General features: G+C 59.5%; 12 protein-coding genes. 10 read left to right on the forward strand and 2 right to left on the reverse strand.

The genetic code is table 11. The annotated features are described in order from the left end of the window. Nucleotides 1-311: 311 nt before the first annotated feature. The 3 genes from gcvT (at nt 312) to gcvP (ending at nt 4,855) form a co-directional block, all read left to right on the forward strand. Nucleotides 312-1,409, forward strand: a complete 1,098-nt coding sequence (gene gcvT / locus NYE85_RS08700; RefSeq protein WP_259004344.1) for a glycine cleavage system aminomethyltransferase GcvT — start codon at nt 312-314, stop codon at nt 1,407-1,409. Nucleotides 1,410-1,502: 93 nt separating this feature from the next. Next, the gene (gene gcvH, locus NYE85_RS08705; protein WP_259004345.1) at nt 1,503-1,889 is read left to right on the forward strand and encodes a glycine cleavage system protein GcvH; all 387 of its coding nucleotides are present in this window, start codon (nt 1,503-1,505) and stop codon (nt 1,887-1,889) included. 86 nt (nt 1,890-1,975) lie between these two features. Continuing rightward, nucleotides 1,976-4,855, forward strand: coding sequence for an aminomethyl-transferring glycine dehydrogenase (gcvP, locus tag NYE85_RS08710; protein ID WP_259004346.1), 2,880 nt, complete (start codon nt 1,976-1,978; stop codon nt 4,853-4,855). A 55-nt stretch (nt 4,856-4,910) separates the two neighbouring features. Here gcvP and NYE85_RS08715 read toward each other — a convergent pair whose 3' ends face one another. Beyond that, nucleotides 4,911-5,447 (reverse strand): GNAT family N-acetyltransferase, encoded by a 537-nt coding sequence (locus NYE85_RS08715; RefSeq protein ID WP_259004347.1) that lies wholly within the window; start codon nt 5,445-5,447, stop codon nt 4,911-4,913. Nucleotides 5,448-5,630: 183 nt separating this feature from the next. Here NYE85_RS08715 and NYE85_RS08720 point away from each other — a divergent pair, with 183 nt between their 5' ends. Beyond that, nucleotides 5,631-6,377 (forward strand): SDR family oxidoreductase, encoded by a 747-nt coding sequence (locus tag NYE85_RS08720; RefSeq protein ID WP_259004348.1) that lies wholly within the window; start codon nt 5,631-5,633, stop codon nt 6,375-6,377. Nucleotides 6,378-6,381: 4 nt separating this feature from the next. Here the strand turns inward: NYE85_RS08720 and NYE85_RS08725 are convergent, their stop codons facing one another. Beyond that, nucleotides 6,382-7,098 (reverse strand): GntR family transcriptional regulator, encoded by a 717-nt coding sequence (locus NYE85_RS08725; RefSeq protein ID WP_259004349.1) that lies wholly within the window; start codon nt 7,096-7,098, stop codon nt 6,382-6,384. A 90-nt stretch (nt 7,099-7,188) separates the two neighbouring features. On the opposite strand from NYE85_RS08725, the gene NYE85_RS08730 reads away from it, so the two are divergent. From NYE85_RS08730 to NYE85_RS08755, 6 genes are all read left to right on the forward strand, one after another. Beyond that, nucleotides 7,189-7,902, forward strand: coding sequence for a DUF2848 domain-containing protein (locus tag NYE85_RS08730; protein ID WP_259004350.1), 714 nt, complete (start codon nt 7,189-7,191; stop codon nt 7,900-7,902). Beyond that, nucleotides 7,902-9,251, forward strand: coding sequence for an amidase (locus NYE85_RS08735; RefSeq protein ID WP_259004351.1), 1,350 nt, complete (start codon nt 7,902-7,904; stop codon nt 9,249-9,251). The genes NYE85_RS08730 and NYE85_RS08735 overlap by 1 nt, the downstream gene beginning before the upstream one ends. Nucleotides 9,252-9,298: 47 nt before the next feature. After that, nucleotides 9,299-9,952, forward strand: a complete 654-nt coding sequence (locus NYE85_RS08740; RefSeq protein WP_259004352.1) for a DUF4286 family protein — start codon at nt 9,299-9,301, stop codon at nt 9,950-9,952. Beyond that, nucleotides 9,949-11,268, forward strand: a complete 1,320-nt coding sequence (locus tag NYE85_RS08745; RefSeq protein WP_259004353.1) for an MFS transporter — start codon at nt 9,949-9,951, stop codon at nt 11,266-11,268. Before NYE85_RS08740 ends, NYE85_RS08745 begins: the two co-directional genes overlap by 4 nt. A gap of 311 nt (nt 11,269-11,579) precedes the next feature. Beyond that, nucleotides 11,580-12,398, forward strand: a complete 819-nt coding sequence (locus tag NYE85_RS08750; RefSeq protein WP_259004354.1) for a DeoR/GlpR family DNA-binding transcription regulator — start codon at nt 11,580-11,582, stop codon at nt 12,396-12,398. 52 nt (nt 12,399-12,450) lie between these two features. Further along, complete coding sequence (locus NYE85_RS08755; protein ID WP_259004355.1) at nt 12,451-13,434, forward strand: substrate-binding domain-containing protein; 984 nt, start codon at nt 12,451-12,453, stop codon at nt 13,432-13,434. Nucleotide 13,435: the final 1 nt, after the last annotated feature.

The raw sequence follows: 13,435 nt of genomic DNA on the forward strand, positions 1-13,435 counted from the left end.
TCAACGCTCGATTGTCAAAAGTCAAAATTCCGCCAGCTATGGCGCATTTGTTATATAACATCGTCTTTTTGCCACTTTAATTGTTGGTTTTGTGCCATGAGGCGCATTTTTCCAGTGAAAAACTCTGCACACTAGCGCGGCATTTTAACGCTCGTCGAACGGCCTGAGCCTATTTTAACTTATGGTTAATGTGGTCGTTCGGTGATAAGTTCGGGTAAAAGGTATCGTTTGCGTCGCGGCGGTTTACCGGCTTTTTGGCAACGTTCTGCGCGGCATTTGATGCCCGGTTAATCATTGTGGAGAGGGATAAGATGGCAAAGCAAACCCCACTGTACGACCAGCACCTGGCGTGCGGTGCGCGTATGGTCGATTTTCACGGCTGGATGATGCCGTTGCACTACGGCTCCCAGATTGATGAACACCACGCCGTGCGGCAGGATGCCGGTATGTTTGACGTCTCCCACATGACCATTGTCGATTTGCGCGGCGCGCGTACCCGCGAATTTCTGCGTTATCTGCTGGCCAACGACGTTGCCAAGCTGACCCAGCCTGGCAAGGCGCTGTACACCGGGATGCTTAACGCTTCCGGCGGCGTGATCGACGATCTGATCGTTTATTTCCTCACCGAAGACTATTTCCGCCTGGTGGTGAACTCCGCTACCCGCGACAAAGACCTGGCCTGGATCGAACAACATGCGGCGCCGTACGGCGTTGCGCTGACGGTGCGTGACGATCTGGCGCTGATCGCCGTGCAGGGGCCGCAGGCCAAAGAACGTGCCGCCACCCTGTTCAGCACGCAGCAAAAGCAGGCCGTTGAGGGCATGAAGCCGTTCTTCGGCGTTCAGGCCGACGATCTGTTTATTGCCACCACCGGTTATACCGGCGAAGCCGGTTACGAGATTGCGTTGCCCAAGGCGCAGGCCGCCGAGTTCTGGCAGCAGCTGCTGACCGCGGGCGTCAAGCCGGCCGGGTTGGGCGCGCGCGATACGCTGCGCCTGGAAGCCGGTATGAATCTGTATGGGCAGGAAATGGACGAAGGCGTTTCTCCGCTGGCGGCCAACATGGGCTGGACCATCTCCTGGGAGCCGCAGGATCGCCAGTTCATCGGGCGCGACGCACTGGAACAGCAGCGTGAGCAGGGCACCGAGCAACTGGTCGGCTTGATCATGACGGAAAAAGGCGTATTACGTAATGAGCTGCCGGTGCGTTTCAGCGACGCGGGCGGTCAGATCCACGAAGGGATTATCACCAGCGGTTCGTTTTCGCCCACGCTTGGTTTCAGCATTGCGCTGGCGCGCGTGCCGGCCGGCATCGGCGAGCAGGCCATCGTGCAGATCCGCAACCGTGAGATGCCGGTCAAAGTGACCAAGCCTGGTTTTGTTCGTGCCGGCAAATCATTGATAAACTAAATTATTATTGGTTATTCCGCTGAATTTACGCCGTCGGTGATAACGTGGTGTGGGACACGCGGAGACATTATTTATTTTGAAGGAGTTCGGGCGATGAGCAATGTACCAACAGAATTGAAATACGCAACCTCTCACGAGTGGGTGCGCGACGCAGGCAACGGCGAGTACGTGGTGGGCATCACCGAACACGCACAGGAACTGTTGGGCGATATGGTATTCGTCGATCTGCCTGAAGTCGGCACAACCGTTGCGGCAGGCGACGACTGCGCGGTAGCGGAATCGGTGAAGGCTGCGTCCGACATCTATGCGCCAATCAGCGGTGAAATCATCGCGGTCAACGACGCGCTGGATGGTTCGCCGGAGCTGGTCAACAGCGAGCCCTATGATAGCGGCTGGCTGTTCCGCATCAAAGCCTCCAATACCGGCGAGCTGGGTGAGTTGCTGGACGCCGCCGGTTACCAGGCGTCGATCGACGAATAATCACCACCACGCCCCAGGTCTGCCGACCGGGGCGTTTTAGTTCGCGCTATATCCCGTACCACGCAAGCATTCAGGAATTTGTAGCAATGACTCAGACACTCAGCCAACTTGAACACAGCGAAGCGTTCATCGAACGCCACATCGGCTCTTCTGCGCAACAACAGCAGGAGATGCTGGCAGCGGTGGGCGCACGCTCGCTCAGCGCGCTGATCCAACAGATTGTGCCGGCAGACATTCAACTGCCGGGGCCGCCGCCGGTTGGCGACGCGGTCACTGAACATCAGGCGCTGGCCGAGCTGAAGGCTATTGCCGGTCAGAATCAGCGCTACAAATCCTATATCGGCATGGGCTACAGTTCGGTACTGACGCCGCCGGTGATCCTGCGCAATATGCTGGAAAACCCGGGCTGGTACACCGCCTACACCCCGTATCAGCCGGAAGTGTCGCAGGGGCGGCTTGAAGCGCTGCTGAACTTCCAGACGGTGACGCTGGACCTGACCGGCCTCGACCTGGCGTCCGCCTCGCTGCTGGACGAAGCGACCGCTGCCGCCGAAGCGATGGCGTTGGCCAAGCGCGCCAGCAAACTGAAGGATGCCAACCGCTTCTTTGTGGCGGACGACGTGCATCCGCAGACGCTGGACGTGGTGCGTACCCGTGCCGAAACCTTCAATTTTGAAGTGGTCGTCGACAAAGCCGAAAAAGTGCTCGAACTGGAGGGCGTGTTCGGCGTGCTGTTGCAGCAGGTCGGCACCACCGGCGAACTGCACGACTACAGCGCGCTGCTGGCTGAACTGAAGTCGCGCAAAATCATCACCAGCGTTGCAGCCGACATCATGGCGCTGGTGCTGCTGACCGCTCCGGGCAAACAGGGCGCCGACGTGGTATTCGGTTCTGCGCAGCGCTTTGGCGTGCCAATGGGCTACGGCGGTCCACATGCAGCGTTCTTTGCCTGCCGCGATGAGTTCAAACGCTCGATGCCGGGCCGTATCATCGGCGTTTCACGCGATGCCGCCGGTAATACCGCGCTGCGCATGGCGATGCAGACCCGTGAGCAACATATCCGCCGTGAAAAGGCCAACTCGAACATCTGTACCTCGCAGGTGCTGCTGGCCAACATCGCCAGCCTGTATGCGGTGTACCATGGTCCGCAAGGCCTGCAGCGCATCGCCGAGCGCATTCATCGTCTGACCGACATTCTGGCTGCCGGGTTGCAGCAGGCCGGCCTGACGCTGCGCCATGCCACCTGGTTCGACACCCTGACCGTTGACGTCAAGGACAAGGCGGCGGTGCTGGATCGCGCGTTAGGCTTTGGCCTCAACCTGCGTACCGACATTCACGGTGCGGTGGGCATTACCCTTGACGAATCAACCTCGCGCGAAGACGTGCAAACGCTGTTTGCCGTATTGGCCGGCGACGACCATGGCCTGGACATTGACGCGCTGGACGCGGCGGTTAGCAGCGCGAGCGCATCGATTCCGGCGGCGATGCTGCGTCAGGATCCGATCCTCAGCCATCCGGTGTTCAACAGCTACCACAGCGAAACCGAGATGATGCGTTATATGCATCGTCTGGAGCGCAAGGATCTGGCGCTGAACCAGGCGATGATCCCGCTGGGCTCCTGCACCATGAAGCTGAACGCCGCGGCGGAAATGATCCCGATCACCTGGCCCGAGTTTTCCGACATGCACCCTTTCTGCCCGGCAGAACAGGCGGCGGGCTATCAGCAGATGATTGGCCAACTGTCCCAGTGGCTGGTGCAACTGACCGGCTATGACGCCATCTGCATGCAGCCGAACTCTGGCGCCCAGGGCGAATACGCCGGCCTGCTGGCAATACGCCGCTATCATGAAAGCCGTAACGAAGCCGGCCGCCACGTGTGTCTGATCCCAAGCTCGGCGCACGGCACCAACCCGGCGTCGGCGCAAATGGCCGGCATGAGCGTGGTAGTGGTAGCCTGCGACAAGAACGGCAACATCGATCTGCATGACCTGCACGTCAAGGCGGAGCAGGCGGGCGAAGCATTGTCCTGTATTATGGTGACCTATCCGTCGACCCACGGCGTGTACGAAGAAACCATCCGCGAAGTGTGCCAAATCGTGCATCAGTTCGGTGGCCAGGTCTATCTTGACGGCGCCAACATGAATGCGCAGGTGGGTATCACCACGCCGGGCTACATCGGCGCGGATGTATCGCACCTCAATCTGCATAAAACCTTCTGCATTCCTCATGGTGGCGGCGGCCCGGGCATGGGGCCAATCGGCGTCAAGGCGCATCTGGCACCGTTTGTTCCGGGGCACAGTGTGGTGCAAATCGACGGCGTAACCACCCAGCAGGGGGCGGTTTCTGCGGCGCCGTTCGGCAGCGCATCGATTTTGCCAATCAGCTGGATGTACATTCGCATGATGGGGGCAGAAGGGCTGAAACAGGCGAGCCAGGTGGCGATCCTCAACGCCAACTATATCGCTACCCGCCTGAAGGATGCCTATCCGGTGCTGTATACCGGCCGCGACCACCGCGTAGCGCACGAATGTATTCTCGACATTCGTCCACTGAAGGACGAAACCGGCATCAGCGAAATGGACATCGCCAAGCGCCTGATCGACTATGGCTTCCACGCGCCGACCATGTCGTTCCCGGTCGCCGGCACGCTGATGGTGGAGCCGACTGAGTCAGAAAGCAAAGTCGAACTGGATCGTTTTATCGACGCGATGCTGGCGATCCGTGCAGAAATCGAACGTGTGAAGCAGGGCGAATGGCCGCTGGACGACAACCCGCTGGTCAATGCGCCACACGTGCAGGCGGAGCTGGTTGGCGAATGGCAACATGCCTATAGCCGCGAACTGGCGGTATTCCCGTCGACCGCGGTGCGCGAGAACAAGTATTGGCCGACCGTGAAGCGCCTTGATGACGTTTATGGCGACCGTAATCTGTTCTGTTCCTGTGTGCCGATCGGCGATTATCAATAACCGATTCGATTAACATCGATTAAACGGGGACGCCGCATTTACGGCGTCCCTTTTTTTATTGTGGGCGGCAATAACAGGCCAGATGAATATCCTCGGGCTCGCGGGCAAACAGCTCGGCGTCGGGAGAGGTCAGCAACCGGCATCCCTGTGCCAGATAAAAGTCGACGGTATTTTTATTGGCAATCGACGAAATATACAAACCGGCAGCGCCGGCCTGCTGTACCTGCGCCAGGCACTGCTGGAACAGAATCTTACCCAATCCCTGACCGCGCCGCTGTGCGCTGACGTAAAAGAACAGCAGCTGGCGCAGATCCTGCTGTGGCCCGCGAGGCACGGTATCAAGCGCTGCTGCCGCCACGATGGTGTCGTGTTCGAACAGGGCGAAAAACGCACCGCCGCGCTCAAAACTCTGCTGATGAATTGGCGTATAGATCTCAAGATCGTGAGGATCCCAGCCGCGTACGTCGTAATAGGCAGCATAAGGCTGGAGTTCACCGTCCTGTAGCCGATACAGAGTGGTGATTACTTCACTGCGGTCGATCTGCCACAGCAGATCGAGCTGATGCCGTGATAGCATAGTCAACGTGGCCATGTTGGTTAGCTCGCGCAAGGGGTGGATAATCGGCAAAAGTAGCATTTAATTTGTTGATTTTCCAGACGATAAATCCCTTGAGCACCATCGTGTGGCGTCAGAATCCCCCGCCGGGTGAGCGGCGCTGACCGTTTTGCCAAACACCGCGGCAAGTTTTTTACCTCGTCCGTAACGGGAAGTGATATGACAAAAGTTGCATTGATTACCGGCGCCAGCCGGGGTATTGGCCGCGCGACGGCGTTATTGCTGGCCCGCCAGGGCTATGCGGTAGGGGTTAACTATCTGACCAATGAGGCAGCGGCGCAGCAGGTGGTGAACCAGGTGCTTGCCGCTGGCGGCCGAGCGCTGGCGTTACAGGCGGATATTGCGCAGGAGAGCGAGGTCGTGGCGATGTTCTCCCGGCTGGACGCCGAGCTTGGTACCCTCAGTGCGCTGGTGAACAACGCCGGCATTCTGTTTCAGCAGACCAGCATCGAACACCTGAGCGCAGAGCGCATCAACCGCGTGCTGGCCACCAACGTCACCGGCAGTTTTCTGTGTTGTCGCGAAGCGGTAAAACGCATGGCATTACGCCACGGCGGGCAGGGCGGGGCGATTGTCAACGTTTCCTCTGGCGCGGCGCGGTTGGGAGCTCCGGGGGAATATGTCGATTACGCCGCCTCGAAAGGGGCGCAGGATACCTTGACTACCGGGCTGGCGATCGAGGTGGCGGCGCAGGGGATCCGCGTCAATAGCGTGCGGCCAGGCGCCATTTATACCGACATGCATGCCAGCGGTGGAGAGCCAGCGCGCGTCGAGCGGGTAAAAAGCCTGTTGCCGATGCAGCGTGGCGGCCAACCGGAAGAAATAGCGCAGGCCATCGCCTGGCTGCTTTCAGATGCCGCTTCCTACGTCACCGGCAGTTTTATCGACGCCGGCGGCGGTCGCTGAGCCATCAGGCATCGTGCAACAGCGCGCTGCGGAAGGACAGAATGTGCGCCTGCGCCGCCGATTCCGCCGCCTGGGTATCCTGTTGGGCCAGTGCGTCGATGATAGCGCGGTGCTCTTCAATCACCTCCTGCATATGACCTTCCTTTGACAGCGAGGTTGCCCAGAAGCGTTGCGCGCGCGCGTGCAGCACGCTCAGGATGTCGGCCAGCATGGCATTGCCGGCTATCTGTGCCAGCGCCTGATGGAATTCATTGTCCAACATCATCATGCGCACCCGATCGCGGGCCTGACAGGCGGCGGCAATTTGCTGATTGAGCGCGCTGAGCCCGGCCACTTGTGCCGCGGTAGCGCGCTTGCTGGCCAGGCGCATGCACAGCAATTCGTTGGCCAGTCGGACTTCGATCAGTTCCAATGCATCATCAATCGACAAAGGTGCGACCATCACCCCCTTGCGTGGGATCACCTGCAATAACCCTTCATTGGCCAGACGGTGGATCGCCTGATTGATCGGCGTTCTGCCCATCTGCAAGTCATTCATTACCTGAGCGGTATTCAAATACTCACCCGGTTTATAGCTCAAGGTCACTAACGCCTGCTTGAAGCGCCGATAGGCCAGTTCGTTCAGGGACAGGCCTGCTTCCTCTATCGGCGGGCGCTCCCGGTCTTCTGCATCCACGGTCTTCACGTTTTGCTCCTGCAACCAAAAAAAGTTTTTAGACATAGTACACAAAAATATGGCATGGAAATCGCTTATTGAGTAACTAAAGATATAGTGAAATTTCACAGTATTTTAACAAAAGGAACGACTGCCATGAAACTGACCTTCGCTTTACCTGATTCTAGCGGGGCTGACGCCCTGAACGTCGAGATTGACCATCTGGTAATTGCCGGTTGGACCGGACGCGATCGGCAGGCCATTTTGCACCATATTCGGGAGTTGGCCGAGCTGGGGGTGCCCCAACCGAGTGCAGTGCCGCTGTTTTATCGCGTGGCGGCCAACCAGCTTAGCCAGTGCGACAGCGTCGAAGTGATTGGCGCGGCCAGTTCCGGCGAAGCCGAACCGCTGGTGTTTACCCACCATGGCGAACTGTATGTATCGCTGGCCTCCGATCATACCGATCGTGAGTTGGAGGCGCACAGCGTGGCGCTGTCGAAACAGCTCTGCGTCAAACCAGTTGCCACGGCGGCCTGGCGATTGCAGGAGGTAGCACCGCACTGGGACCAGTTGATTCTGCGCTCGTGGATTAAAGAGCAGGGGGAGTTCCGCTTGTATCAGCAAGGAACGCTGGCCAGCTTGCGCACGCCGGGCGACTTGCTGGAGCGTTATCTGGCCGGCCAGCAACTGCCGGAATACCAGGCGCAACCACAGCTACCGCGTGACGGACTGGCGATGACCTGTGGCACGCTGGCGGCGATTGGTGGTATTCGCCCGGCGGCGGAATTCCGCATGGAATTGGTAGACGAGATTCTGGGGCGCCGTATCTGCCACTCCTATCGAAGCATTGAATTACCGGTGGTGGCGTGATGAAAAAGCTGACCTTGTCACAGGCCGCTGCCGGCCTGGCGTGCGGTGAATACACCTCTCGACGGCTGACGGCAGAGGCGCTGGCGTGTATCGATGATCCTCAAGGAGAGGGTGCACGCGCATTTATCCGTGTTTACCACGCCTGGGCGCAGCAGCTGGCGGCCGAATCCGATCGGCGGCGGGCGGCCGGGCATGCTCTTTCGCCGTTGGACGGCGTGCCTGTGTCGATCAAGGACCTGTTCGACGTGGCCGATGAAGCGACCACCGGCGGCTCTCGCGTCTTGGCCGATGCCGTGCCGGCGCAACGCCATGCGGCGGTGGTAGAGCGTTTGCTGCTGGCCGGTGTGGTGATCGTCGGTAAAACCAATATGACCGAATTTGCCTATTCGGGGCTGGGCATCAACCCGCACTACGCCACGCCGGCCAATCCATGGCAGCGAGCGGCGCAACGGATCCCCGGCGGATCTTCTTCCGGCGCGGCGGTGGCGGTCGCCGATGGTATGGGGTTCGGTGCGATTGGCAGCGATACCGGTGGTTCGGTGCGCATTCCAGCTGCATTTTGCGGTTTGACCGGCTACAAGCCCAGCGCATGCCGCATCGACATGGCTGGCGTACAGCCGCTGTCACCGTCGCTGGACTCCGTTGGCGTGATCGCTCACGGCGTGGCGGACTGTGTCGCGCTGGATGCGGCGATCGCCGAACGGGCGCTGCAACCGCAAGCGCAGCCGCTGGCGCAGGCACGGTTCGCCGTGCCGCAAACGCTGGTGCTTGATGATCTGGATGACGCGGTAGCGACGGCATTTGACCGCGCGTTACAGCGTCTGACGCAGGCGGGAGCCCGCATCGACGCCCTGCCATGCAGCGAGTTCGCCGAACTGTCGGCGATCAATGCCAGCGGCGGTTTCACCGCGCTGGAGTCGTGGCAATGGCACCAGGCGCTGATCGCCTCGCACGCGGCTGATTACGATCCTCGGGTGCTGTCGCGCATTCGTCGCGGTGCGGCTCTGGGCGAGGGCGATCGTCAGCGACTGCAACAACAGCGTGGCGACTGGCAACGGCGGGTGACGGCAACGCTGGCAGGCTATGACGCGCTGCTGATGCCCACCGTACCGTTTATCGCACCGGCCATCGCCGAGCTGGAAGCGGATGAGGCGCTGTACTTCCGCGTCAACGGTGCCGCGTTGCGTAACCCGTCGGTAATCAATTTTCTTGATGGCTGCGCCGTGTCGCTACCCATGCAACAGCCCGGCAGCGCACCGGTCGGTTTGATGGTGGCGGGATTGTCGCAGCAGGACCAGGCGCTGCTGGGTTGGGCGCTGTCAATTGAGCGTTGCCTTGCCGGCGCGTGAATTACGGCGGGCATGCTCGCCTCATTTTGAGCTAACAGGAGATCTCCATGACCGGAACCCCTAACGGAATGCTGTTTGTCGCCACAGACGTCGCCGCGCAGGATGAGGCGGATTTCAACCAATGGTACGACCGGGAACACGTAGAAGAACGGGTACGTATTGACGGCTTTTTGAGCGGTACGCGTTATCAGGCGTTACAGGGCGGGCGTAAATACCTCGGCTTGTATAAAACCGTGTCGCTCGACAGTTTTACTTCAACGGCGTATCACGCCGCCTTCACGCGCCAGACGCCATGGTCAGTGGCCTGTCTGGACAAGATGGTCAACCCGATGCGACGCGTCTGTTCGCTGACGGCGCTGAGCGGCATCGGCTGCGGTAGCCACCTGAGCATTCTCACCCTGGAGCCCGGCACAGGCGATGCGCTCACGCAACGAGCCCGTCAACTGGGCGAGGAACTGGCCAGCGCCGCCGGATTTGTCTGCAGCAGCCTGTTGCTGCCCGACGCGGTACTCAGTACGCCGCTGCCAAAAGAAACCACGGAAAACCGCCGGTTACTGCCGATGCTGCTGATCGAAAGCAGCAGCGTACAGGCCGGTCAACGCCTTGCCGACCAGGCTTGCGCTGCCCTGAATATTACGCCGGACGCTGCGCTGCAATACGCGCTCAGCTGGCGACTCACTGCACAGGAGTTGGCATCATGAGCACTTCTACTACGGAAACCCCGATCGGCGCAGAGGCGGCCCGCAGCGCCGATGTGCCCAATACCGGCAAGCTGGCGGCGGCAAGCTCTATTGGTACCGCGCTGGAATGGTACGACTTTACCGTTTACAACATCATGGCGGCGCTGATCTTCAATCATGTCTTCTTCCCGTCGTTTGATCCGCTGGTAGGCACCATCCTGGCGTTTTCCACCTATGCGGTCGGCTATGTCTCGCGGCCGATTGGTGGCATCGTTTTTGGCCACCTGGGCGACGTGCTTGGCCGTCGTTTCGTGTTGGTTACCACGCTGCTGATGATGGGCATTACCACTGCGTTGATGGGATTGCTGCCCGGCTATGCCAGTTGGGGCATCTGGAGTCCGCTGCTGCTGGTGACGCTGCGCTTTATTCAGGGCATTGCGCTGGGCGGCGAATGGGCCGGCGCGGTACTGTTGTCAATGGAGCATGGCAAACCGCACCAGCGTGGGCGCAATGCGTCGTTCGCTCAGGTCGGCCCGTCCTGCGGATCGTTGATCGGTACCGGTTTTATCATGCTGGTCACCGTGGCGATGACGGCGGACGACTTCCAGCAATGGGGCTGGCGCATTCCGTTCCTGCTGAGTCTGGTGCTGGTGGTATTTGGCCTCTGGCTACGCCGTGGCGTGGGAGAGACGCCGGCGTTTCTCAAGTTGGAGGCCAACCGCGACGTGACCCATGCGCCGCTGCGCGAAGTGTTCGCACAGCATAAGCGCGCGTTGTTGATCGCCGGCGGTTCACGCATCGGCTCTGACGTGCTGTATGCGCTGGTGGTGGTGTTTACCCTGACCTATGTCACCACGGTATTGAACCTGCCGCGGCCCTTGGCGTTGGCCGCTACCATGCTTGGGGCGGTGGGTAACGCGCTTACGGTACCGCTGTTTGGTGCGCTTTCCGATCGGCTTGGTCGGCGTCCGGTGTATATTGGCGGCGCGCTGGCGGCGATGGTGTGGGCGTTCGTGTTCTTTGTACTGCTGGACAGCACGCAGCCAGTCCTGATTTGCCTGGCGGTGGTGGTGGGGTTACTGATCCATGCCGCGATGTATGGCCCACAGGCGGCGTTCGTTACCGAACAGTTCCCGACCCGCGTGCGTTACGCCGGCTCGTCACTGGCCTATACCCTGGCCGGTATCGTCGGCGGTGGCTTTGCGCCGCTGATCATCGCGTCGTTGTTCAAAAGCTATGGCAGTACGATGGCGGTGTCGCTGTACGTGGTCTTTGCGCTGCTGATAACGCTGTGGGCGGTGCTGGCCGCCAGGGAAACCGCGCATAAACCGTTGTAAAGCCTACGCCGGGCGATATGCGCACCCGGCGTTCGGTCAAATCCACATAAACGGTCACTAACGGTCATTTTGCCGCGCGTGGAATTGTGACCGTTTGCTATTTCCCTCCTGTACGTTTGCAGCGTAATCCTTGCAGAACTGCACGACTGACCACAGTTTCGTAATTGTCCATTTCATTTTTCATCCAATTTTTTGACAACTATCACACCGCGATCGTTGACCGATCGCGGCGTGGTTTGCTTTGCGTCAGGGCGCAAAACGCGACGTGACGAACCGATATCGTAATCACCGTAGAGGAGGGGAGAAGAAACATGCTGCCTGTAGAACGTCATCGTTTTATTGCCGAAGTCTTGAGCCAGCGCGGCCGCGTGATGGTGCAGGAGGTGGCACAACTGTGCCATATCTCGATCGAAACGGCTCGGCGTGACCTGGCCCTGCTTGAACGGCGCGGCCTGCTGTTGCGCAGCCACGGCGGCGCGGTGTTCGTCGAATCGCCCCCGGTGGAAAAGATCTATGTGCCCACCGAGATCGATCAGGGCGAGTCTTTTCGCCAGCGCAGCAACGATGCGCCGGAGCAGAAGACGCGTATCGCCAAGCGTGCCCTGGAGTTTATTTCTCCCGGTGATTGTCTGTTGCTGGACAGCAGTTCCAGCAGTTGGTTTCTGGCGCGGCAGTTACCGGATATCTCGCTGGTGGTGTTGACCAACTCGCTGCATATCATCCAGACGTTAGCCTGCAAGGCTAACGTGCGCACCATCGGGTTGGGCGGCGAATATTCCGCTAAATATGAGGACTTTATCGGCGTTCTGGCGGAGCAGATGCTGAAAGAATTCGTGATCAACAAGTTGTTCTTCTCTTGCCATGGCATCTGCCAGGACGGCGGCATCCGCGAGAGCAACGAGCACCATGCGCGACTAAAGCAGCAGATGTTGTTGGCGTCCGAACGCAAGTTTCTACTGGTGGACAGCAGCAAGTTTGGGCGCCGTTCTTTTGCACGCATTTGCCACTATCGGGAAATCGACACGTTGATCACCGATCGGCTCAGCGATGACGAATTTCGTCAGGAATTGGCCTGGAACAATGTGGACGTGATCGAGGTTTCACCCGCCGCAAAAAAAACGTCGAGATAACTAAAAACGATCAAAACAGTTAATTACAGCCAAAACTCGTGGAGATGGAACAATGAAAAAATCTGTACTGGCCGGTTTGTTTGCCTCGCTGCTGTTGTCGCTGTCCGCGCATGCGGCAGACAAAATAAAAATGGGCGTGGTGGTGAAGATTGGCGGCATTCCGTGGTTCAACGCCATGGAGTCTGGCATCAAGAGCGAGGGTGCCAAACGCGGCATCGACGCCTGGATGATTGGCCCGACGGCGGCGGATCCGGCGCTGCAGGTGCGGGCTATCGAAGATTTGATCGCCCAGAAGGTGGACATCATCGGCGTGGTGCCGAACGACGCCCGGGTGCTGGAACCGGTGCTTAAACGCGCCCGGGAGGCAGGCATCAAGGTGATCGTGCACGAGTCACCCGGCCAAAAATACGCCGACTGGGACTTTGAGCTGGTCGATGCCGCTCAGCACGGGGTCAATCATATGAAAGGGCTGGCCGCCTGCATGAAGGAACAGGGCAAGTATGCGGTGTACGTCGGCAGCCTGACGGTGCCGCTGCACATTACCTGGTCTGATTCGGCCATTAATTATCAAAAGCAGCATTATCCAAACATGCAACTGGTGGGTGACAAGTTCGGCGTGGGTGAGTCGCTGGATGACAGCGTGCGGACCACCAACGATCTGATGGCCAAATACCCGGATCTTAAAGGGGTGTTGGCGTTTGGTTCGCAGGGGCCGATCGGCGCCGGGCGCGCGGTGCTCAGCCGTGGGAAAACCAACGACATCTGCGTGTTCGGACCGTTCAGCCCGGGCCAGGGCGCTTCGCTGGTAAATCGCGGCGCCATCAAGGGTGGTTATATCTGGAATCCACTGGTGGCCGGCGAGGTGTTCGTGCGCATCGCCGAGATGATGAGCAAAGGCGAGAAGATCGCCGACGGCATGACCATTGAGGGGATGGGCAAGGTACGGGTGGATGAGCAACAACACACCATTCTCGGCAACGCAACCGAGAGCCTGGACAAGCAAAACCTGCCGACGCTGGTGAAGATGGGGCTGTGAT

Origin of the sequence: Serratia sp. AKBS12 (assembly GCF_024793895.1) — a bacterium.
In the GTDB taxonomy this organism is placed as follows: domain Bacteria; phylum Pseudomonadota; class Gammaproteobacteria; order Enterobacterales; family Enterobacteriaceae; genus Serratia_F.

Bases quoted from the DNA above. Each gene is read 5' to 3' on its own strand.
- NYE85_RS08715 (WP_259004347.1), bottom strand. From the start codon at position 5,447: ATGGCCACGTTGACTATGCTATCACGGCATCAGCTCGATCTGCTGTGG.
- NYE85_RS08755 (WP_259004355.1), top strand. From the start codon at position 12,451: ATGAAAAAATCTGTACTGGCCGGTTTGTTTGCCTCGCTGCTGTTGTCG.
- gcvT (WP_259004344.1), top strand. From the start codon at position 312: ATGGCAAAGCAAACCCCACTGTACGACCAGCACCTGGCGTGCGGTGCG.
- NYE85_RS08745 (WP_259004353.1), top strand. From the start codon at position 9,949: ATGAGCACTTCTACTACGGAAACCCCGATCGGCGCAGAGGCGGCCCGC.
- NYE85_RS08720 (WP_259004348.1), top strand. From the start codon at position 5,631: ATGACAAAAGTTGCATTGATTACCGGCGCCAGCCGGGGTATTGGCCGC.
- gcvH (WP_259004345.1), top strand. From the start codon at position 1,503: ATGAGCAATGTACCAACAGAATTGAAATACGCAACCTCTCACGAGTGG.
- NYE85_RS08735 (WP_259004351.1), top strand. From the start codon at position 7,902: ATGAAAAAGCTGACCTTGTCACAGGCCGCTGCCGGCCTGGCGTGCGGT.
- NYE85_RS08750 (WP_259004354.1), top strand. From the start codon at position 11,580: ATGCTGCCTGTAGAACGTCATCGTTTTATTGCCGAAGTCTTGAGCCAG.
- gcvP (WP_259004346.1), top strand. From the start codon at position 1,976: ATGACTCAGACACTCAGCCAACTTGAACACAGCGAAGCGTTCATCGAA.
- NYE85_RS08730 (WP_259004350.1), top strand. From the start codon at position 7,189: ATGAAACTGACCTTCGCTTTACCTGATTCTAGCGGGGCTGACGCCCTG.
- NYE85_RS08740 (WP_259004352.1), top strand. From the start codon at position 9,299: ATGACCGGAACCCCTAACGGAATGCTGTTTGTCGCCACAGACGTCGCC.
- NYE85_RS08725 (WP_259004349.1), bottom strand. From the start codon at position 7,098: ATGTCTAAAAACTTTTTTTGGTTGCAGGAGCAAAACGTGAAGACCGTG.